Source organism: Collinsella intestinalis (assembly GCF_902501455.1).
Classification (GTDB): domain Bacteria; phylum Actinomycetota; class Coriobacteriia; order Coriobacteriales; family Coriobacteriaceae; genus Collinsella; species Collinsella intestinalis.
Genome location: NZ_CABWIC010000007.1, coordinates 83086 through 103635 on the forward strand (window position 1 = coordinate 83086; position 20550 = coordinate 103635).

18 protein-coding genes are annotated in these 20550 nt (G+C 62.4%); 16 read left to right on the top strand and 2 right to left on the bottom strand.

Annotated elements, in window-relative coordinates; genetic code table 11:
• The first annotated feature begins 33 nt into the window (after window positions 1-33).
• The 13 genes from AOBCEHNH_RS01545 (at window position 34) to AOBCEHNH_RS01605 (ending at window position 14877) form a co-directional block, all read left to right on the top strand.
• Window positions 34-321 carry an ACT domain-containing protein gene (locus AOBCEHNH_RS01545; RefSeq protein WP_006723013.1) on the top strand — a complete coding sequence of 96 codons (288 nt, stop codon included), beginning with the start codon at window positions 34-36 and terminating at the stop codon, window positions 319-321.
• A 107-nt stretch (window positions 322-428) separates the two neighbouring features.
• Entirely contained in the window at window positions 429-1877 is a 1449-nt protein-coding gene (locus AOBCEHNH_RS01550) for a citrate synthase (RefSeq protein ID WP_152062877.1), read from the top strand.
• Window positions 1878-2039: 162 nt separating this feature from the next.
• Window positions 2040-2471: a 50S ribosomal protein L31 gene (rpmE, locus tag AOBCEHNH_RS01555; protein WP_006723011.1), complete on the top strand. Its 432-nt coding sequence runs from the start codon at window positions 2040-2042 to the stop codon at window positions 2469-2471.
• A 268-nt stretch (window positions 2472-2739) separates the two neighbouring features.
• Entirely contained in the window at window positions 2740-5724 is a 2985-nt protein-coding gene (gene secA, locus AOBCEHNH_RS01560) for a preprotein translocase subunit SecA (RefSeq protein WP_152062878.1), read from the top strand.
• The gene (gene prfB / locus AOBCEHNH_RS01565) at window positions 5724-6857 is read left to right on the top strand and encodes a peptide chain release factor 2 (protein WP_152062879.1); all 1134 of its coding nucleotides are present in this window, start codon (window positions 5724-5726) and stop codon (window positions 6855-6857) included. The genes secA and prfB overlap by 1 nt, the downstream gene beginning before the upstream one ends.
• A gap of 6 nt (window positions 6858-6863) precedes the next feature.
• On the top strand, window positions 6864-7751 hold the full coding sequence (locus AOBCEHNH_RS01570; RefSeq protein ID WP_006723008.1) for a YitT family protein: 888 nt from the start codon (window positions 6864-6866) through the stop codon (window positions 7749-7751).
• Window positions 7752-7889: 138 nt separating this feature from the next.
• Window positions 7890-9104: a cell division ATP-binding protein FtsE gene (gene ftsE / locus AOBCEHNH_RS01575; protein ID WP_152062880.1), complete on the top strand. Its 1215-nt coding sequence runs from the start codon at window positions 7890-7892 to the stop codon at window positions 9102-9104.
• Window positions 9091-10038 (top strand): permease-like cell division protein FtsX, encoded by a 948-nt coding sequence (ftsX, locus tag AOBCEHNH_RS01580; RefSeq protein ID WP_152062881.1) that lies wholly within the window; start codon window positions 9091-9093, stop codon window positions 10036-10038. The genes ftsE and ftsX overlap by 14 nt, the downstream gene beginning before the upstream one ends.
• A 389-nt stretch (window positions 10039-10427) precedes the next feature.
• Window positions 10428-12446, top strand: coding sequence for a ribonuclease R family protein (locus AOBCEHNH_RS01585; protein WP_306437534.1), 2019 nt, complete (start codon window positions 10428-10430; stop codon window positions 12444-12446).
• Between the two features lie 84 nt (window positions 12447-12530).
• The gene (locus tag AOBCEHNH_RS01590) at window positions 12531-13505 is read left to right on the top strand and encodes a tetratricopeptide repeat protein (protein WP_152062883.1); all 975 of its coding nucleotides are present in this window, start codon (window positions 12531-12533) and stop codon (window positions 13503-13505) included.
• A 2-nt stretch (window positions 13506-13507) separates the two neighbouring features.
• On the top strand, window positions 13508-13996 hold the full coding sequence (gene smpB / locus AOBCEHNH_RS01595; RefSeq protein WP_118102768.1) for an SsrA-binding protein SmpB: 489 nt from the start codon (window positions 13508-13510) through the stop codon (window positions 13994-13996).
• 94 nt (window positions 13997-14090) lie between these two features.
• Entirely contained in the window at window positions 14091-14603 is a 513-nt protein-coding gene (locus AOBCEHNH_RS01600) for a flavin reductase family protein (RefSeq protein WP_193221137.1), read from the top strand.
• A gap of 136 nt (window positions 14604-14739) precedes the next feature.
• The gene (locus tag AOBCEHNH_RS01605) at window positions 14740-14877 is read left to right on the top strand and encodes a rubredoxin-like domain-containing protein (protein ID WP_006723000.1); all 138 of its coding nucleotides are present in this window, start codon (window positions 14740-14742) and stop codon (window positions 14875-14877) included.
• Between the two features lie 384 nt (window positions 14878-15261).
• Here AOBCEHNH_RS01605 and AOBCEHNH_RS01610 read toward each other — a convergent pair whose 3' ends face one another.
• Together AOBCEHNH_RS01610 and AOBCEHNH_RS01615 are read right to left on the bottom strand one after the other, a co-directional pair.
• A complete protein-coding gene (locus AOBCEHNH_RS01610) occupies window positions 15262-16242 on the bottom strand; it encodes a hypothetical protein (RefSeq protein WP_226803180.1) in 981 nt (326 codons plus the stop codon).
• Between the two features lie 508 nt (window positions 16243-16750).
• Window positions 16751-17452 carry a M48 family metallopeptidase gene (locus AOBCEHNH_RS01615; protein WP_152062884.1) on the bottom strand — a complete coding sequence of 234 codons (702 nt, stop codon included), beginning with the start codon at window positions 17450-17452 and terminating at the stop codon, window positions 16751-16753.
• Between the two features lie 149 nt (window positions 17453-17601).
• On the opposite strand from AOBCEHNH_RS01615, the gene AOBCEHNH_RS01620 reads away from it, so the two are divergent.
• The 3 genes from AOBCEHNH_RS01620 to AOBCEHNH_RS01630 all read left to right on the top strand — a co-directional run bounded on the left by AOBCEHNH_RS01620 (window position 17602) and on the right by AOBCEHNH_RS01630 (window position 20304).
• Entirely contained in the window at window positions 17602-18882 is a 1281-nt protein-coding gene (locus AOBCEHNH_RS01620) for a uracil-xanthine permease family protein (protein WP_152062885.1), read from the top strand.
• Between the two features lie 116 nt (window positions 18883-18998).
• Entirely contained in the window at window positions 18999-19769 is a 771-nt protein-coding gene (locus AOBCEHNH_RS01625) for an AAA family ATPase (protein WP_152062886.1), read from the top strand.
• 106 nt (window positions 19770-19875) lie between these two features.
• Window positions 19876-20304, top strand: coding sequence for an FKBP-type peptidyl-prolyl cis-trans isomerase (locus AOBCEHNH_RS01630; protein WP_152062887.1), 429 nt, complete (start codon window positions 19876-19878; stop codon window positions 20302-20304).
• Window positions 20305-20550 lie beyond the last annotated feature (246 nt).

Consider the following 20550-nt stretch of genomic DNA (forward strand, 5'->3'; position numbering starts at 1 on the left):
GCGCCGCCTCACATCGTTCGAAAGGACCCCCTCATGACAGAGACACCTTCCAGCCGCGTGGTCATCACCGTCCTTGGCAAGAACCGCCCTGGGATCGTCGCCGGTGTGACGAGCATCCTCTCCGAGGCGAACGTGGATATTCGCGATATCACCCAGAGCATCATCGAGGATATCTTCACCATGACGCTTCTCGCGGACGTTTCCAGCGCGACGCTCGATTTCACGCAGCTCCAGGAGGAGCTTGTTTCCGCCGGTGAGACACTCGGCGTGACGGTCGAGATGCAGCGCGAGGACGTCTTCCAGTTCATGTACCGCCTGTAGCGGCATGTGCCGCGGGATGGGCATTGCTCCATCCGTCGGCTCGCTGCGCCAGACTCGTTCAGCCCGCCCCGGCCGCGTGCCGGGGCGCTCGTCAAAGAAGGAGCCCCATGTCCTACGACGCGCATAACATCTACTATCGCTTCGACGATCACTTGAGCCGCCTCGTCCTCGACTACGAGGCGAGCCGTCGTGTGGACGGGGCGTCCGAGCGTCTGTATCACGACATTCCCTCGGAGGAATACGGTGAGGATATCTTCCACGCCTACGACGTCAAGCGCGGCCTGCGAAATGTCGACGGATCCGGCGTCGTTGCCGGTCTCACGCGCATCTCCGATGTCCATGGCTACAAGCGCGTCGATGGGAAAGTCGTGCCCGATGAGGGTCATCTGATCCTGCGCGGCTACGACATCGAGGATCTCATCACCAATGCGCAGGCCGAGGGCCGCTTTGGCTACGAGGAGGTCGCCTACCTACTCATCACCGGCGAGCTTCCGACTGCCGAGGAACTCGATGATTTCAACGGCCGCCTCGGTGCTTATCGTCACCTGTCGAGCGAATTCGTTCGTCAGTTCCCCATCACCACGGTGAGTCCCTCGATCATGAATGCGCTCCAGCGCGCCGTTCTGTTGCTGTACGCGTTTGATGCAGACCCCGACAACATCACGCCCGAACATGAGGTCGACGTCGCGATCTCGCTGCTGTCCCGTTTGCCGCGTCTGGCTGCGTTCGCGCAGACCTTCCATAGCGCCCAGGTGAGCGGCAAACGCGCGTCTGTCCCCATTCCCGAGGCGGGTTTTTCGACCGCCGAGGCGATCTTGCAGATCCTGCGCGGCGAGGACGGTTACACGCGTGAAGATGCCATGCTTCTCGACGTCATGCTCATGCTTCACGCGGAGCATGGCGGTGGCAACAACTCCACCTTCGCCTGCCGCGTGCTTTCGAGTTCCGGCACGGATGCGTATTCCGCTTATGCCGCGGCGATCGGCTCGCTCAAGGGCCCGCGCCATGGCGGCGCCAACGCCAAGGTCATGGCGATGCACGAGGACATCCGCGCCAACGTTGGTGACTGGGAGAACGAAGACGAGCTGGCTGCCTATCTCGAAAAGATCCTGCGCCGCCAGGCGTTCGACGGCAGCGGCCTCATCTACGGCATGGGACACGCGGTCTACACGCTTTCCGACCCGCGTGCGGTGCTGTGCAAGCGCTACGCCCGCGGCCTTGCGAACGCCAAGGGCATGGGGGCGGAGTTCGAGCTCATTGAGCGCATCGAGAAGCTCGCGCCGCAGGTGATGGTCGATGTCCGCGGCACCACCAAGCCCATCTGCGCGAACATCGACTTGTACACCGGTTTCATCTACAAGATGCTTGGAATTCCCGAGGCCATGTTCACGCCGCTGTTCGCCGTCGCCCGTACCGCGGGCTGGGCTGCCCACCGCATGGAGGAGCTCATTTGCGCTCACCGCATCATCCGTCCGGCATATCGCTCGGTGCTCGAGTCCGGTGAGTACATTCCGCTGGACAAGCGCGCCAAGTACCGCGGCTGCGTCGCGGGGTAGGGCCGCGTCGTCTGCCGAATTGGGGACGTGGTGCTTTTGTGCACCCGTCCCCTTTCCTTGTCGGTGTGGTAGCATTGACGAGCTATTTTGACTTGGTCGGAAACCAAGTCACCCCTTTGTCCTGGTCGGTAACCAGGACGCGACCAGAAGAGGAGCCCTGCCATGAAGTCTGGCATCCATCCCGAGTATGTGGAGTGCACGGTGCGCTGCAGCTGCGGCAACACCTTCAAGACCCATTCCACCAAGTCCGAGATCCAGGTCGAGCTCTGCAACGAGTGCCACCCGTTCTACACCGGCCAGCAGAAGTTCGTCGACACCGGTGGACGCGTCCAGCGCTTCGCCGACAAGTTCGGTGGCGCCGCTCAGGCCGCCCTCGAGCGCGAGGCCGCCAAGAAGGCCGCCAAGCAGGCCGCTGCCGAGGAGGCCGCTGCCAAGAAGGCTGCCGAGCGCGAGGCCAAGCTTGCCGAGAAGGCCAAGCGTGCCGCTGAGTACGAGAAGAAGGCTGCCGCTGAGGCCGCCAAGAAGGCCGAGGAGGCTCCTGTCGAGGAGACCGCCGCTGAGGCCGAGGTCGAGACCGAGGCTGCTGCCGAGTAGCTTTCGTCTGGCATGACGTACGCATAAAGCCCCGTGCCCGCTTGGGTGCGGGGCTTTTCGCATATATGTGCGCGAGACATGTGCTACGACGCGGGCGTTCGAGGGGCCATAAGTGCTACGGAGATAGTTTCCCTGTGAGGACGTATATCTTGCGCATAGTATGCGTTCCATTTGGCTAAAGTTTCCTTAATTGTGTCTATGCCCCATGCATAGCAGCATGCGGATGCTCCGTGTGCGTGTGTATGGGTCATCGTGAAGAGGAAACCAAATGGGATTCGTTTCTAAGCTGCTCTCCTTCGGCGCCGACAAGGACCTGAAGCGTTATTGGAAGACCGTCGATGCCATCAACGGTCTCGAGCCCAAGTACCAGGCCATGGACTCCGAGGAGCTCCAGGATCAGACGAGGGTCCTGCGCGAGCGCCTCGCAGCGGGGGAGACCCTCGACGACCTGCTGCCCGATGCTTTCGCCGTTGTGCGCGAGGCCTCTCGCCGCACGCTCGGTCTGCGCCACTTCGACGTGCAGCTCATCGGCGGAATGGCTCTGCATGACGGTATGATCTCCGAGATGAAGACGGGCGAGGGCAAGACCCTCGTCTCCACGCTTGCCGGCTATCTCAACGCACTCGCCGGTAAGGGCGTCCATATCGTCACCGTCAACGACTATCTCGCCAAGCGCGACTCCGAGTGGATGGGTCATATCTACCGTTTCCTCAAGCTCGAGGTCGGTCTGCTGCAGAATGGCATGCCGCTCGATCAGAAGCGCCGCGCTTACGATGCCGATGTCACATACGGCACCAACTCCGAGTTCGGTTTCGACTACCTGCGTGACAACATGGTTTTGCGCGCCGGTCAGCGCGTTCAGCGCGGCCACGCATTCGCCATCGTCGACGAGGTTGACTCCATCTTGATCGATGAGGCGCGCACGCCCCTCATCATCTCCGGTGCCGGCACCAAGAGCGCCAGCACCTACAAGGACTTCGCCCGCGCCGTCCGCGGCCTCACTCAGGGCGAGGAGGCCAATTTCGACATGCTTTCCGGCGAGGCGGTCGAGGCCACCGGTGACTTCGTCATGGACGAGGCCAAGCACACCATCGCCGCCACCGAGCAGGGTCTGAAGAAGATTGAGCAGCGTCTCGGCATCGAAGATATCTACAGCGATCTGTCCGGCGCCCTCGTCAACCATCTGCAGCAGGCGCTTAAAGCCCAGTACATGTTCCACCGCGACAAGCAGTACGTGGTGACCAACGGCGAGGTCAAGATCGTCGATGAGTTCACCGGCCGCATCATGGAGGGCCGTCGCTACTCCGAGGGCCTGCATCAGGCCATCGAGGCCAAAGAGGGCGTGCTGGTCCGCGAGGAGAACCAGACGCTGGCCACCATCACCCTGCAGAACTACTTCCGCCTCTACGACAAGCTCTCCGGCATGACCGGTACGGCCATCACCGAGGACGCCGAGTTCCGCGAGATCTACAACCTGCCCGTTCAGGTCATCCCCACCAACCGCCCCGTCGCCCGCGTCGATCACGACGACCTGGTGTACCGCACCATCGACGCCAAGTTCAACGCGGTCGCCGATGAGATCGAGCAGCGCCATGCTGCCGGTCAGCCCGTCTTGGTGGGCACCGTGTCCATCGAGAGCTCCGAGCGTCTGTCTCGCCTGCTCAACAAGCGCGGCATCAAGCACGAGGTCCTGAACGCCAAGTTCCATGAGCGCGAGGCTCAGATCGTCGCTCAGGCCGGTCGCCTGGGCGCCGTGACCATCGCCACCAACATGGCCGGCCGTGGTACGGACATCTTGCTCGGTGGCAATGCCGAGGAGATGACCGTCGAGGAGCTTATGGGCTTCGACTTCGGCGTGGACGCCACGGTTGTCGAGCGCATTCTGCGCGAGGCGAACTGGGAGCTCGTGGATGGCATCGAGCGCGGTGCCGAGCGCGTGGGCGAGCCCGCTGAGCGTGAGGGCTTCCCGCTCATGCTCGCCGGCCTGCAGGAACTCGGCATCGACATCACCGCCGAGCAGCTCGCCGATATCGCCCTCAAGCGCGAGCAGATCGGCGACAAGATGGCCGCCATGTGCCGTGCCGAGCACGATCGCGTTGTCGCGGCTGGCGGTTTGACTGTCATTGGCACCGAGCGCCACGAATCTCGTCGTATCGACAACCAGCTTCGCGGCCGCGCCGGCCGTCAGGGCGACGCGGGTGAGACTCAGTTCTACCTTTCGCTCGAGGACGACCTCATGCGTATGTTCGGCGGCGAGCGCATGGAGAAGATCTCCAACCTCATGGTCGCCACCGAGATGGGCGACGACATGCCCATCCAGCACAAGATGATTTCCAAGGCCGTCGAGGGTGCCCAGCGCAAGGTCGAGAACATCAACTTCTCCATGCGTAAGAACGTTCTCGAGTATGACGACGTCATGAACAAGCAGCGTCAGGTCATTTACGCCGAGCGCAACAAGATCCTGGATGGCAAGGACCTCTCCGATCATATCGACGAGGTCATTGGCGACACCATCAACCGCTGTGTGACGGAGTTCTGCCCCGTCGACTCCCATGATGGCGAGCGCGATCTCGAGGGTCTGCATAAGTGGGTCGTCGAGCTCACCGGACGCCCGGACGCCCCCGCGTTCGAAGATGCGCCCTACAACGCTCTGTGCGAGCAGGTTCTCGACTTTGTGAAGCACATGTACGACGCCAAGGCCGAGCGTCTGGGCTCCGACCTCATGGGCGAGCTCGACCGTCAGGTCATGCTGCGCGTGATCGACACGCGCTGGATGGGCTACCTGCAGGAGATGGACTACCTCAAGCAGGGCATCGGCCTGCGCGGCTTCGGCCAGCGCGATCCGCTCGTCGAGTACAAGACGGAGGCCTTCCGTGCCTTCCGCATGCTGGTTGACACCATGTACGAGGATTATCTTCGCACCGTTCTGCGCACCGAGTTCAAGGATCCGGGTGCGGTCCGCAACCGTCTTGAGGCCGAGAAGGCCCCGGCCCTGTCCGGCGTCCGCATGAGCGGCCCGGCCGAGGTCGACGGCGACACCGGCTCTTCGACCATCCAGCAGCACGCCGCCCAGCAGGCTGCCACCGCTGGCGCCGGTCATGCCCCGCAGGGTGCCGATGGCGCGGCCGGCTCCACTGTGCGCACGTATCGCAAGGACGAGAGCGGCGACCCGTATGCCAACGTTGGCCGCAATGATCCCTGCCCCTGTGGCAGCGGCAAGAAGTTCAAGAACTGCCATGGCAGGAACCGCTAATGGCCGATGAGAGCCGCAGTGTTGTGACCCCCGCCGATCTGGACGCCCTCGAGGCGCGCCTTACCGAGGTCGAGGCATATCTGCACATCGATGAGGCCCGCGGCCGCGTGGGCGAATTGGAGCAGGCGAGCGCCGCCCCCGGTTTTTGGGACGATGCCGATGCAGCTCGCGCGCACATGGCCGAGCTCACCCAGGTGAAGGGTGACGTGGCGCTTGTGGATGGCGCGCGCGAGCGCCTGTCCGACGCCCGCGCCGCTCTCGAGCTCGCCGAGGAGATGGGGGAGGAGGACGGCGCTGAGTTCATCGCCGAGGCCGCCGAGGCCGCTGCCGAACTCACGCGCTCCATCGATGAGATGGAGCTCTCCAGTTGGTTCACCGGTGAATTCGACCATGGCAGTGCGATTCTGTCCATCAAGCCCGGGCAGGGTGGCCTGGAGGCCCAGGATTGGACCTTCATGCTGTTCAAGATGTACATGAAGTACTGCGCCCGCCGCGGTTGGAAGGTCACGGTCAACGATTGCCCTGCCGCCGAAGTCATCGGTATCGACCGGGCCACCATCACGGTCGAGGGCAAGGACGCATTCGGCATGCTCCGCGCTGAGGCCGGTGTGCACCGCCTGGTGCGCATCAGCCCCACGGATGCCAAGAAGCGCCGCCAGACCACCTTCGCCGGCGTAGAGGTCATTCCCGTTCTTCCCGATGACATCCAGATCGAGGTTGCGCCCGACGATATTCGCGTGGACGTCTACCATGCGAGTGGTCCCGGTGGCCAGGGCGTCAACACCACCGACTCCGCGGTTCGCGTGACGCACATCCCCACGGGTATCGTGGTCACCTGTCAAAACGAGCGCAGCCAGATTCAGAACAAGGCCGCATGTATGCAGATCCTGAAGGCTCGCCTCTACGAGCTCGAACTGCAGAAGCGCGAGGACACGCTCGACGAGATTCGCGGTCCCAAGACCGAGATCGGCTTTGGCAATCAGATTCGCAGCTACGTCCTGTATCCGTATCAGATGGTGAAGGACCTGCGTTGCGGCGTGGAGACGAGCAACGTCGATGGCGTGCTGGAGGATGGTGATTTGGACCCGTTCATCATCGGGTATCACCGTTGGGCAACCGAGCGGGCGGAGTAGGGGCACATGGCACGGCGCATCGATATCAACCGCATCATTCAATCTCAATTCATGCGCGACCTGCCGGCCATCATGCTCGGTTGCGCCATCGCCGCGTTCGCCACGGACGTGTTCATGATTCCCAACGGTCTCGCGGCGGGCGGGCTCACTGGTCTTGCGACCATCATCGCCGAGCTCGGCCGTCGTGCCGGCATTAGCCTGCCCGTCGGTATACAGACCATCGTCATGAACGCGCTGCTGCTGCTTGTGGTGGTGCGCTCCGGTGGCCTCAAGTACGTCGTGCAGACCGTCACCGGTTTTGTGCTCTTCGGCTTCTTCACCGACCTGTTCGCACCGTTCGTTCTGCACCTGCAGCATGAGGACATCATGCTTTCGGCGCTGTGGGGCGGCATCGTGTCGGGCATCGGTTACGGCCTGGTGTTCCGCTGTGGCGCCAACACGGGTGGGTCGGATACCATCGGCCAGATCATCGCTCGCAAGAGCTCCCTGCCCGTGGGCGCCACGGTCATGGCGATCGACGTGGCGGTGTGTGCGGCGTCGGCGCCGGTGTTCTCGGTTGCCAACGCATTGTACGCAGCCCTGTCCATGGTGCTCATGGGCTATGTGGTGGATATGGTCGTCGACGGCGGCAACACCCAGCGCGCCGCATTCATCATCTCCGACCATTTCGAGGATATCGAGCACGACATCCTGCACGCCATGGACCGCGGATGCACGCGCCTGATGGCTCAGGGTTCCTGGACCAAGAAGGACCGTCCGGTCCTGTTCTTCGTGCTTTCCCGTCGCGAGATCTCGATCATCAAGACCATCGTTTACGAGCACGATGCCGACGCGATGCTCATCATCACCGACGTGAACGAGGCCATCGGCTACGGCTTCAAGTCCGTCGGCTAGCGCGCGCCACGGACCTCAATTTAGGGACAGTCCCTAAATTGAGGCGGGCGCGTCTGCCGTGTTGCTTTGATGGTAGCGGCCCCATCTTGCTAAAATATTCAAGTCTGTAGTTCAAACGCACGACTCTAAGGAGCTCTAGTGGGTAACCACTTCCGTACGCCGAGCGAAGAGCCGGTGACGCCGCAGGTGCCGCAGGTCGGCACGCCCGCGCCGTCGCACGCCGAGCCTTCGTCCTCCGCGCAGGACCGCCTGTTTGAGCAGCCTGTCCAGCATTCCGTATTCGATGCCTCCGCACCTGCCGCCGACATTGCCTCGGCTGAGGGCTTTGCGCCCCTGCACCAGGGCGAGGCGGCCGCGGCGCCTCAGGCTGCCGCCAATCCCCTGTTCAGCGTCCCCTCGCCCGAGGATGCCCCGGCCTCGCGCCCGAACATCCCCTCGCCGATGGATCCCGCTGCGCCGGCGGCCCAGGAGGTCGCCCAGCCCGGTGTCTTCATGACGCAGACCGGTCCCGCCTCCGGCGTCATCACCGCCGATCAGGCAGATGAGGTCGCATCCCTGGACGCGGCGCTCGCCAACAATCCCGACTTCACCACGGTGTTCGCCCCGGTCGAGGATTCCCGTGCTCGTCAGGCCCGCGAGGCCGGCGTCGAGCCCGTAATCCTCATGGAGCACGTCACCAAGGTCTACCCCGCGCAGCCCAACAAGCCCGCGCTGGACGACGTGAACCTCGAGATCTATCCCGGTGAGTTCGTCTTTCTCGTCGGTCACTCCGGTTCCGGCAAGACCACGCTGCTCAACACGATGCTTCGCAACGTCAAGCCCACGAGCGGCCGCGTGATCGTCGCGGGCCAGGACCTCATGAAGATCAAGAACCGCAAGATCCCGTTCCTCCGCCGTCAGATCGGCGCCGTGTTCCAGGACTACAAGCTCCTGCCCAATCGCACGGCTTACGAGAACGTGGCATTCGCCCTGCAGTGCATCGGCAAGCCCAAGGCCGTCATCAAGGCCCAGGTCCCCGAGGTGCTGCGCCTGGTCGGCCTGGCCGAGCAGATGGACTCCCTGCCCGATCAGCTCTCCGGTGGCGAGCAACAGCGCGTCTCCGTTGCCCGTGCCATGGTCAACCGTCCGCCGCTGCTCATCTGCGACGAGCCCACGGGCAATCTCGACCCTGCGATCTCGCTGGGCATCATGAAGCTCCTCGAGCGCATCAACCGCACCGGCACGACCGTGATCGTGGCCACGCATGACCGCGCGATGGTCGACTCCATGCAGCGCCGCGTCATCGCCCTCGAGGGCGGCCGCGTGATCCGCGACCAGGAGAGGGGAGGCTACGGCAACTATGGCGCCTTCTAATTTCGGCTATTCCATCAAAGAGGCTTTCCGCCACTTCTTCCGCAATTGGACGACGTCCTTCGGCGCCGTCATCACTATCTTCCTGTCGCTGTTCATCATCGGCCTGTTCATCATCGGCTCCGTACTGGTGAACTCCGCGATCGGCAACGTCGAGGACCAGGTGACCATCCAGGCTTACATCTCCGACAACGCTTCCGATGAGGATGTCGAGGATTACCAGGATGAGCTCGAGCGCATGGACAACGTCAAGAACGTCGAGTTCGTGAGCAAGGAGGACGCGCTGGAGGAGTACAGCTCCACCATCTCCGGCAACGCCGACGCGACGCTTTCCGCTCTGGACGGTCAGAACCCCCTGCCGCGCTCCTTCCGCATCGAGATGGAGGACCCGTCCCAGGTCGAGGCCATGGCCGAGAAGATCAAGGACGATTCGGGCTTCCGCAAGATCGTCGATGATGCCGATCCCGAGGTCGACGACAAAGACGCCGATGTGGCCGAGAACGTTCGTTACGGTCAGGAGGAGGTCGGTCGCCTCTTCCAGTTGACCGGCTACATCCGCGTGGCAGCTGTGGTGTTGGTTGCCCTGCTCACCTTCGTGGCGTTCATCTTCATCAACAACACCATCCGTCTGTCCATCACCGCCCGTCGTCGCGAGATCGCCATCATGCGTCTCGTCGGCGCCTCCAACGGCTTCATCCGCGGGCCCTTTATCACCGAGGGTGTTCTGCAGGCCCTGCTCGGCGCCCTGTTCTCCATTGGCGTGCTTGAGCTGTTCCGAAACCTCGTCATCCCCAAGGTTGCTGAGGGCATCAGCTGGATGAGCTTCGCCGTGCCGATGAACATCTACTTCGCGACGTACGGCTCGCTTGTGCTGCTCGGCGTGATCATCGGCCTGTTCGGCTCGGCTATCGCCATGAGGCGCTACCTCAAGGTGTAGCGCGCGAGTACCGTTCTACCCCATCGGAAACCCCCGGGTGTTTCCACGCAAACGTCCTCGGAGAGCGAGCTTTGCTCGCCTCCTGCGGAATGTTTGCTTTGGAAACACCCGGGGGTTTCCTGTTTTCACGGTACTGCGGCGCGTGGGAGGGGAGGGATTTGGGTCGAGGTTCCTCCGTTTGCGGATGTAGGGCCCATATCGTTGTGGCTCCGGGTTCGCTCGATCGATGGGCGTGCTGGGAATCGCCCGCGTTTGGGTACAAGAGGGCAGGTTTGAAATAAGTAGGGTCTAGCCGAAAGGAATGCATGGGTAGAGGTAGACATTCGAAGAACGGACGGCGTGGGCCCGCTCGGTCGCGGAGGCTTCCAGGGCTGACGGGAACGGTGCGGGTGTATGACGCCCGCGCTGAGGTTGAGACGGCCGAGGGCGTGTATCGCCTGGGGTCGCGCTCCATGCGTGAGGCCATGCCGGGAGATCGCGTATATGTGAGCTTACATCGCGGCAAGGGCGGAGCCCGTCGTGCCGTCGTGGAGCACGTGATCGACCGTGCCGTCGCGGCGATTGTGGGCGTGTTCGAGCCTGCGGGGCCGTTGGGCGCCGTGCGCCCGCTTGACACGCGCATCAAGCAGGATTTCTTCGTGCTACCAGCCGACGATTCCCCACGGCGTTTGGGCGTGGAGCCCGGCGACATTGTGTCCGCTCGCATCGTGGACTATCCGTCGCGCACGGAGTCTGGCGTGGTGACGCTCGAGCGGCGCATCGGCGATGCCAACGAGCCGAGTCTGGGCATCGAGTGCGTCATGGCCCGTTATGGGCTCGTGGACGGCTATCCGCAGGCAGCGGTCGACGAGGCTGCGTCGCTTGCGGTCGATGTCGAAGGCGCATTGGCCGATCCACTGCGTCGTGATATCCGCGACCGCTTCGTCATAACCATCGACCCGGTGGATGCGCGCGATTTCGACGATGCCATTTCCGTCGCGCGCACGGTTCGCGGCGGATGGATGCTCGGTGTGCACATCGCGGACGTCTCACACTACGTCGACTGGGGGAGCGCCATCGACCTCGAGGCGCGCCGCCGCTCGACCTCGGTGTACCTGGCCGACCGCGTGCTGCCCATGTTGCCTGAGCGTCTGTGCAACGACCTATGCTCTTTGCGGCCCGATGAGGACCGTCTTGCCTTCACGGTCGACATCGAGCTCGACGCCCAGGGTCGTGTACGGACGTACGAGCCCTATCCGAGCGTGATTCGCTCTCGCGTGCGCATGGATTACGGTGCGGCCGACGCGCTGCTGCGGGAGGGCGACCCGGACGGCGCCGCACTCGACGCCGCGGCACGTGGACGCGCCGAGCTTGCCGTTGAAGCTGCTCGCGCCAACGGCGTGGACCTGCGCGCATTCCTTCGCAACGCCGATGCACTGGCCCGTGCACGCCGTGAGATCCGCCGCAAGCGGGGCTCGATCGACTTCGACACGCCGGAGGTCCACGTCCTACTCGATGAGGCGGGCATGCCCGTCGACATCGTCACGCGCGAGCGCACGGCCGCGACGAGCCTGGTCGAGGAGGCCATGCTGCTCGCCAACGAATGTGTGGCCGAGTTCCTGGCCGATCGCGATCTGGTTTCCGCCTATCGCGTTCATGAGGACCCCTCTCCCGACAGCTTGGCCTCGGCGGCCAAAACACTCACGGAGCTCGGGGCCGTGGAGGGCGGGCTCGCTGCGGGCATCATGCTCGGAGACCCTCGCGCTATTAACGCGGCGGTCGAGGATGCGGCGGACACGGCGTTTGCCCCACAGGTCAATGCGCTGCTCCTACGCGCCCAGCAACGAGCCGTGTACAAATCTCATAACGAGGGCCACTACGCCCTCGGCGCTCGTGCGTACTGCCATTTCACCAGTCCGATTCGCCGATACCCCGATCTGATTGCGCATCGCGTTCTCAAGGTCGCCCTCGCCAAGCATGAGCTTGGGAAGAAGGAGGCCCTCGCCCGCGCGCCGCGGCTTACGGGCAAAGGCCCGCAGGCGCTCGAAGCGATTTGCCCGCAGCTCTGTCGGCAGGCGAGCGACAACGAGCGAGCGGCCGATGCGGCTGCGAACGCCTCGCAAAAGGTGAAGGTCGCGCAGTTGTACGCCGGTCGTATTGGAGAGCGGGACACGGGAACCGTCTCTTGGATCTCCGACCTCGGTGCATTCGTTCGTCTCGATGCGACAGGTGCGGAGGGGTTGATCCGCATGAACGCCCTGGGTGCCGAGTGGTGGGATTTCGACGATGTGCGCCTTACGCTTACGGGCGATTCTACGGGGACGAAGGTTGGCCTCGGCTGCCGTGTGGTGGTGGAGGTCGCGAGCGTGAACGTCCTGCGCGGACACCTTGACCTCAAGCTGCTTCACGTGAGCGGGTCGGCGTCGTAGTTGACTTTGGCTTAAGCGGTGGGGCGTCGCACCCGTCCGCTCCGTGCGCTACACTGAGATTTCGACTCTATCAAGGAGGACACCATGGAAATGCCCATTGCGGCGCATGACATCGACTATGCCGAGAATCTGCTCGCTGAGGGTGAGCTTGAAACGGCTGCCGTGCTGCTGGAGGAGCTCGCGTCTGAGGCGGGGGAGTATGCCGACGCCGCTTGCATCGCCACGGACGCCCGCCAGTGGTTCAGCTTCTCGAGCCCGTTCGAGTATCTTGCCTATCGCCGTGTCGAGCGCGATCCTCGCGAGCTCTCGCAGGTCGAAGCGCCTTTCGATCGCCTGTATGCCGACCTGGCCTACATCTACATCCAGCGTCATGAGTACGAGTCCGCGCGTGACGCCCTCAAGCAGGCCGTGCGTTGGAACCCGATGAACTGCGCGCATCGTCTGAACCTTGCCGAGGTGTTTCGAGCTCTGGGCGACACACAGGAGTGGGCCGCGCTTTCCGCTTCCGTGCTTGACCGCGCGACCACGCCGCAGGCCCTTGCTCGTGCTTTCGCCAACCTTGGTCAGCATTTCCTTGCGGGCGAGAACCTGGCCGCTGCTGAGGGCTGCCGTCGTGCCGCGATTCGCGCCTGCGATGCCGATGCCGCTGCAACCGCTCTCGCCGCGCAGCTTGATAAGGAGCATCCCGAGCTCGGCGAGCTTTCGGACGAGGTTGTGAACAAGCAGCTCGAGGAGCATGGCATTGGCACCGGTGCGAACGCCGAGATCGCCGTTTGCCTTCTCATGTGCGCGACAGATGCCGCTTCCGAGGGCGATCGCAACGAGGCGACCCGCTTTACCCTGCTCGCACGTGACTTGGTGGGCGCCCCCGCATGCGAGGCGCTCATCCGCCTGATTCGCGAGTCCGACGCCGAGCTCGCCCACGAGCGTGAGGGAGCGGCCGCCGGCCAGAGGGCCGCGTCCGCAGAGTCCGACGACGATGCAGCGTCCGATGCCGCGCCCGCCGCGCCAGCTGGCTCCGCGTCTTCGGATTCCGTCGACTCCAAGGACGGTGAGTAGCCATGGCCGATGGATTCGCCCGTAAACCGCGCCGGGAGAAGAAGCTGATCGCCAAGAATCGCTCCGCGCATCATGAGTATTTCATCGACGAGACGTTTGAGTGCGGTCTTGAGCTCGCCGGCACCGAGGTTCGCAGCTTGCGTGAGCGCGCGTGTCAGATCACCGACTCCTTTGCCCTCATTCGAAACGGTGAGTGCTGGCTGCACAACGTGCACATTCACCCGTATTCCAACGGCTCGATCTTCAATCGCGACCCTGATCGTCGCCGCAAGTTGCTGTTGCATCGCAAGCAGATCGACTACCTCGACGGCAAGTTGCGCGTGCGCGGTGTTGCGCTTGTCCCGCTTGAGCTCTACTTCAACGAGGATGGCCGCGTGAAACTGTTGTTGGGCCTTGGGCGCGGCAAGAAGCTCTACGACAAGCGCGAGGACATGGCAAAGCGCGACATGCAGCGCGAGATCGACCGCGCGCTCAAGCAGCGAAGCCGATAGTTGGCCGGGATTGTCGAGTGTCCGTCTGCGCCTATTTCGACCGTCCCCGCCAAGTCCTATACTGGAGGCAAGCGCCTTCAGAAAGGGGAGTGCCATGGCAATCGATTCAACTGCGATGTTCGCTATGAGTTACGGGTTGTACGTGGTGTCCGCCGAGGCCGATGGTCTCAAGGCGGGATGTGTGGTGAACACGGCTGTTCAGGTGACGGCCGAGCCCATCCGCATGAGCGTCGCCGTGCACAAAGACAACGTGACCGCGCGGGTAATCGCCCAAGCGGGCGCGTTCACGGTCACCGCGATCGACCAGACGGCCGACATGCCCTACATAGGCAACTTCGGCTTCCGCACTAGCGACACGTATGACAAGTTCGCCAAATACGAGACTGCGGTCTCCGAGGTGGGGAGTCCGTATTGTCCCGAGCATGCATGCGCCGTGTACGGCTGCCGCTTGATCGACACGGTCGACGTGGGTACGCATTACTTGTTTGTCGGCGAGGTGGAGCAGGCTGAGCGCCTTTCGGATGAACCCCCGCTCACGTATGCGTACTATCACAGCACGCTCAAGGGCAAGACGCCTCCCAAGGCGAGCTCGTATCAGGCCGAGTAAAAAGCTCTTGCTAATAGGAAACGATTCCAGTAACATATTGGCAACGAGAGGTTTCCGAGGTTCATTCCGCCTGTGTGTGGCATTTGGAACTTGGGTATACTCTGCTTACGTTCATTCGCCTGTGAAAGGAGCCATCATGGCTGACAAGACTTACAAGTTCGTTTGCGTTGTTTGCGGCTTCGAGGTCGAGGTCGACACCCCCGAGCTGCCCGAGGACTACGTCTGCCCCGTGTGCGGCGTTGGCCCGGATGAGTTCGAGGCCGTCGAGGAGTAACTCACATCCGCCACTGCCAGGTAACTGGATCATCAAGGGGACGTCTCTTCGGAGGCGTCCCTTTTTGTGTGTCTGGTGAAGGGGCGGGGTCTTGGCCCGCCGCGATGGCGGACACTTGGCCCACCGCGATTGCGGGCAATTGGCCCACCGCGACGGCGGGCTCTGATGGGGCCTTGCCTACGGTAGGCGGCGCGTTTCCTATGGCGATTCGCGTTTTGCCCACGGCGCCCGCCTCTCTGCCTGCGGGGCCACCTCTTTGTCTATGGGTTTTGCCACATTGAGTTGTTGAAACGGAAGATATTCATAGGCAATTGCAGGAAGTCTACGCCGGGGTGCACTGAGAGGATGCTGGCGTGCCATGTGGGGCCGGCATGTGCGGTTGTTCTACGCGAGCGGTACGCCAGCGGTTGAGAGCAAGGAAAAGAACTTCTCCGTGTCCAGGGCATCTGCGTATGAAAAGCGCAGCACGGTAATGCCGGCAAGGTTGAGGCTTGTCTCCCTCATGCGTTCGCGTCTCATGGCTTTGATTGCGGAGCGAAGATTCTCGTCAGGGGATTTGCGTGGGTTTCCGTGGGTTTTTAGATACTTTTCGAATCCGTCTAGCTCTCCAACAATTGCGCGGCCGTCTTCGAGCAGCCAATAGTAATCAACGCGTTTGTATGTGCCGGGGTTGAGGGGGTCTTCGATTTCGACTTGTAAATCGGGCTCTGCAAATCCCAGCTCCAGAATAATTGCGCGCACGACAGATTCGCCACCGTTCTCGCTTCTGCCGTCTGCATGCATTAGGGTCATATGCGCCTGACGAGACCCGTGGCGATACCGTGCATGCTGCTCGAAATAGTCGATGAGCGTTTTTCGAGAAACGAGATGGTTGTGGAGCGCGGAATCGACGATGGCGAGGCCAAATCGAAAGTCTGTTGCGCACAGGCATTCAAATATGGTGGCCGAATTATTCGTGCACGGCACGCCATCCGATGTTGTCGTGATTGGGTCATGGAGGATGTGCGAATGTATGGTCGGCTCGGCCTTCCGCCAGTTCCGCCCTTTTGCGATCGCGATGTGCGTCGCATCGAGCAAGGTGTGGGGAACTTGGAGGCCATGCGCAATGGCCGCCGAGTACAGGCAGAACGTCCAATCGGGGTGCAGCTTGTGAATCGCCTTGATTCGGGCGCGCTCTCTGGCTCTGGGGTTCATGTGCTCATATTCTTTTTTGAGGGAGAAGGCGCCCGGAATCGGCTCAATGGCCGCCCCTCTTGCGGCGAGGAGCTTCAAGCTTTTCCGCTCCGATGGTGTATGTGCGATGAGCAGGTGGTTTCGCTTTGAAGCGCAGGACAGCTGCCGTCTGAGGTTCTCGTTGACGTTCATGGCTCTCCTCTCATGTCCCTCTCCCACTGGGGAGACCATAGAGGAATTTATATCTGCCATGTATTTCGACTTGTCTAACAGGAATCTGACCGCGCTGATGTATGCGGGTGGCGTTCTCCATATGCCTCCGTGAGCGTTCGAAATAATCGGCGAGCGGTATGCCGATGGGGCTCTGCAGGCATTGGGACGCAGTTTCTGTTTCTCGACGATCGGACGATTTGTCCGCAAGTCCTGCGTCTCCGAATTTGGTGTGCGGCTGGATGGGCTTGGCGTGCACTGGTGACTCAGTTGAAAATTGCCTATGGCATTCGGCTATTAAATGGGCGCAAACGGAAGAATCTCATAGCTAATTATCACTCTGACATATGTAATTCGGCATGTACGTAGGCAATTTGCGGTCTAATACGGGCAATCCGGTGCCATGCGTAGGCAATCTGCTATTGCATGCGGGCATTATTCAGTCACGCCGGGGCGGATAGACGTACGGGCGGAGGTAAGTGCGAGTGCGCTAGTCCGAATCTGGGGCTTCCCTCAGGAGCTTTGCTAGATGGCGATTGCCCGGGCAGAATTCATCGAGCAGGGCGTGGAAGCGGGCGTTGTGGCTCGGCTCCAGAAGGTGCACGAGCTCGTGCACCACCACGAACTCCAGGCACTCGAGCGGATAAGCGGCCAGTCGGGCGTTGATGCGGATTGCACCGGTTTTCGGCGTGCACGAACCCCAGCGTGTTTTCATCACTCGAACGCTCCAACGCGCTGCATGGACGCCGATGCGGGCCTCCATGCGCTCGACTATACCGGGCAGCGCGCGCAGCACTTCGGTGCGGTAGAGCTCGTCGAGGGCGGCTTGATCTATGGCGGTTTGACCGGGGGCACCCGGACCGCTAGCGTCCCGGTCAGAGGCGGCCTGACCTGAGTTCGCTTGAACAGAGTCGCGTGGGACGAGCTTTCCCCAGAGCGGTATGCGGTCGGGCAGCTCGCCGGCAAGGTCCGGCGAGGGCCTGCGCTCGATGTTGCGGCGGACGCGCTCGGCGATCCAGTCCCCCTTGCGGTCCAGGAACTCCCGCGCGCGGGCGAGCGGTAGATGCTGCGGGATGCTGAGCGTGACGGTCCCGTCCGCGCGAACGCGCAAGTTGAGGTTTTTCACGCGTTTGCGGACGACGCTCACGGGAATCTCGAGTCCGTCAACGTTGAGGATGATGCCTGCGCTCATCGTTGCGGACTCCTTTCGCTGATCTGCGACACTGCGGTCCCGTTCGTAAAGACCTGCCGACCAAGATGTGCTCCCGTGGGGAATTGTTCGCCCATGGGGCGTCCAACACGGTACCATAGACCGAATGTCACCAATCGAAAGGAGCGCCCATGAGTCACCATGAGCGCGAGGTCATCGGCGTCGATGACCGAGTCTCGCCCGCCCGCGCCATCCCGCTGGGCATCCAGCACATGATGAGCATGTTCGGCTCTACGGTGCTCGTGCCCGTGCTGACCGGCCTCGACCCCAATGTCGCCATCATGTGCTCGGGCATCGGCACCATCTGCTACCTGCTCGTCACCGGCAATAAGATCCCCAGCTACTTGGGCAGTTCATTCGCCTTCATCAGCCCCATCATCGCGGTCGGCGCCACACAGGGGCTCGATGCGGCCATGTCCGGCGTGATTGTCGCCGGTGCGGTGTTCCTGGTGGTGGCTGGCATCATCAAGTTCGTCGGCACCGGCTGGCTCGACCGCCTGCTGCCGCCCGTGCTCGTCGCCTCGGTCATGGTGGTCATTGGCGTGGGGCTCTCGGCCACCGCCGCAAACATGGCCTTCATGGGCACCGACGCTGCGGGAGCATCGGTTTTCAACCCGCAGGGCGCTATCGTGGCCGCCATCACCCTGCTCGCGGCCGTGATCTTCTCCGGGCGTGGCGGCATCGTCGGCACGGTGCCGGTCCTGCTCGCCATCGTCGTGGGGTACGCGGTCGCCATCGCCTTTGGCATGGTCGATTTCGCGCCTATCGCCGAGGCCGCATGGGTCGGTCTGCCCAACGTGAGCTTTCCCAAGTTCGACATGGGCGCTATCGCGCTGATCGCGCCGGTCGCCGTGGTGACGGTCATCGAGCACATCGGCCACCTGCTCGCCGTGGGCGAGATCGTCGACAAGGATTATCGCCCGCTGTTGCCGCGCTCGCTCGCCGGCGACGGTCTGTCCACCATGATCTCGGGTTTCCTCGGCGGTCCTCCCACCACCACGTATGCCGAGAACATCGGTGTCATGAGTGTCACGCGCGTGTATTCGACCCAGATCTTCTGGTATGCCGGCGGATTCGCGCTCGTCGTGGGCGGCCTGTGCCCCAAGCTCGCCGCGCTCATCAACTCCATCCCCAGCCCGGTCATGGGCGGCGTGTGCCTGCTGCTGTTCGGCCTCATCGCCTCCAACGGCCTGCGCATGCTCGTGTCCAACGGCGTCGATTTCGATGTCAACCGCAACCTCATGATCGCCTCCGTCGTGATCATCCTGGGTGTGGGCATGGAGACCTCCGGCATCGCCATCCCGCTGGGCGACTACACCCTGCCCGGCATGGCGACCTCCACGCTCGTGGGCATCATCTTGAACCTGGTGCTCCCGCAGGAGAAGAAGGGCGAGGCGAAAGAGTTCGCCTAGTACCTGTTGAACTGTCTCACGTGGCGAAAGCCCTCCGCCGTTCATTGCGGTGGAGGGCTTTGTCCTGAGGTGCGCGTACAATAGCGGTACGCGAGGCATGGTCGATAGGGGGCGTCATGCTCGATGGCGAGCTTTTCATATCTTCCGTTTCGATTCTGTGGGAGCTCGTCCATGGAGACGAGTACCTGCGCCGCATCTCCGCACTGGCGTCGCTGGGCGAGCGTCCGCTTGCATTCGATTCTAACGTCACGTTTTTCGTCGGTGAGAACGGATCGGGCAAGTCGACCCTGCTCGAGGCCATGGCGGTCGCGTATGGCCTCAACGCAGAGGGAGGCACTTCCAACTACACGTTCGCCACGAGGGATTCCCATTCCATCCTCCATGAGGGCATCTACATGGAGCGGGGGCGCTTGACGCCGCGCAGCAGCTTCTTCTTGAGGGCGGAGAGCTTCTACAACGTCGCGTCTGAGGCCGATCGGTGCAGCATGAGGCCGGGGCTTTCGGGCGCGATGTATACCAATCCTGTTACAGGTGGAAAGGTCCTGTTGCACGAGATGAGTCACGGGGAGGCGTTTCTCGGGTTCATCCAAGACGCCTCCCGGGATAATGGCCTGTATTTCCTCGATGAGCCCGAGGCGGCCCTTTCTCCTTCACGGCAGCTGACCTTGCTGTACGAGATGGATCAGCTCGCGCATCACGGCAGCCAGCTCATCGTGGCGACGCATTCGCCCGTTCTCCTGGGGCTTCCAGGTGCCCGCATCATCTCATTCGACGGTGGCGAGTTGCACGAAATTGCCTACGAGGAGACCGAGAGCTATCAGGTAACGGAGCTCTTTATCAATAATCGGGAACGCATGTTGCATGAGTTGCTCGAGCCTCGGGTATAGTGGTGCAGCACGCCGGCGATCGATCCTGCGAATCGCGCCGGCGGTCACGTAAGGTATGTGTGCGCCCGTGCAGGGCGGGCGACCCATCGATAGAAAGAGGATGCACATGTCCAACCAAGGTAAGACGGTCAAGGCCCACTACCGCGGCACGCTCGACGACGGCACCCAGTTCGATTCCAGCTACGACCGCGGAGAGCCCATCGAGTTCGTGGCCGGCGCCGGCCAGATGATCAAGGGCTTCGACGCCGCCGTGCTCGACATGGAGGTGGGCGAGAAGAAGACCGTCCACATCCCGGCTGCCGAGGCTTATGGCGAGCGCTCCGAGGACATGATCCTCTTCTTCCCGGCCGATCAGGTGCCGGATTTCGAGAAGATTGAGGTCGGCATGAAGCTCTTCCTGCAGGGGCCTGGTGGTATACCCGTGCCCGTGACGGTTGTCGAGGTCTCGCCTGAGGGTGTCAAGCTCGACGCCAACCACGAGCTGGCCGGCTGCGACCTCAACTTCGATATCGAGCTCGTCGAGGTCGTGGAGTAACGCCGCTCTCGCACAGATGAAATGGGATGCCCGGGCCCTTGAGGCTCGGGCATTTTGTTTTCCGGTCGTGCTTATGGCCGTCGTGGCTTGGGCATTTTGTTTCCCGAGCATGTCCTTGTCCGGGCTGGTCGCGCATTTCCCGATGCGCGAGTGCCTTTGACCGCCCACAGCGTTTACAAGCGTAGCCTTTTGGGCAGAAAGAAAACGTTACTCAGGATATGACATTACGCCTGCCGTGAGCCGTCT

What these genes read in the sequence shown, in the direction of transcription:
- AOBCEHNH_RS01620 (WP_152062885.1), top strand. Translation starts at nt 17,602, where the DNA reads ATGAGTCACCATGAGCGCGAGGTCATCGGCGTCGATGACCGAGTCTCG.
- smpB (WP_118102768.1), top strand. Translation starts at nt 13,508, where the DNA reads ATGGCCGATGGATTCGCCCGTAAACCGCGCCGGGAGAAGAAGCTGATC.
- AOBCEHNH_RS01590 (WP_152062883.1), top strand. Translation starts at nt 12,531, where the DNA reads ATGGAAATGCCCATTGCGGCGCATGACATCGACTATGCCGAGAATCTG.
- AOBCEHNH_RS01600 (WP_193221137.1), top strand. Translation starts at nt 14,091, where the DNA reads ATGGCAATCGATTCAACTGCGATGTTCGCTATGAGTTACGGGTTGTAC.
- AOBCEHNH_RS01630 (WP_152062887.1), top strand. Translation starts at nt 19,876, where the DNA reads ATGTCCAACCAAGGTAAGACGGTCAAGGCCCACTACCGCGGCACGCTC.
- AOBCEHNH_RS01615 (WP_152062884.1), bottom strand. Translation starts at nt 17,452, where the DNA reads ATGAGCGCAGGCATCATCCTCAACGTTGACGGACTCGAGATTCCCGTG.
- AOBCEHNH_RS01605 (WP_006723000.1), top strand. Translation starts at nt 14,740, where the DNA reads ATGGCTGACAAGACTTACAAGTTCGTTTGCGTTGTTTGCGGCTTCGAG.
- ftsX (WP_152062881.1), top strand. Translation starts at nt 9,091, where the DNA reads ATGGCGCCTTCTAATTTCGGCTATTCCATCAAAGAGGCTTTCCGCCAC.
- AOBCEHNH_RS01570 (WP_006723008.1), top strand. Translation starts at nt 6,864, where the DNA reads ATGGCACGGCGCATCGATATCAACCGCATCATTCAATCTCAATTCATG.
- secA (WP_152062878.1), top strand. Translation starts at nt 2,740, where the DNA reads ATGGGATTCGTTTCTAAGCTGCTCTCCTTCGGCGCCGACAAGGACCTG.
- rpmE (WP_006723011.1), top strand. Translation starts at nt 2,040, where the DNA reads ATGAAGTCTGGCATCCATCCCGAGTATGTGGAGTGCACGGTGCGCTGC.
- prfB (WP_152062879.1), top strand. Translation starts at nt 5,724, where the DNA reads ATGGCCGATGAGAGCCGCAGTGTTGTGACCCCCGCCGATCTGGACGCC.
- AOBCEHNH_RS01550 (WP_152062877.1), top strand. Translation starts at nt 429, where the DNA reads ATGTCCTACGACGCGCATAACATCTACTATCGCTTCGACGATCACTTG.
- AOBCEHNH_RS01545 (WP_006723013.1), top strand. Translation starts at nt 34, where the DNA reads ATGACAGAGACACCTTCCAGCCGCGTGGTCATCACCGTCCTTGGCAAG.
- AOBCEHNH_RS01610 (WP_226803180.1), bottom strand. Translation starts at nt 16,242, where the DNA reads ATGAACGTCAACGAGAACCTCAGACGGCAGCTGTCCTGCGCTTCAAAG.
- AOBCEHNH_RS01625 (WP_152062886.1), top strand. Translation starts at nt 18,999, where the DNA reads ATGCTCGATGGCGAGCTTTTCATATCTTCCGTTTCGATTCTGTGGGAG.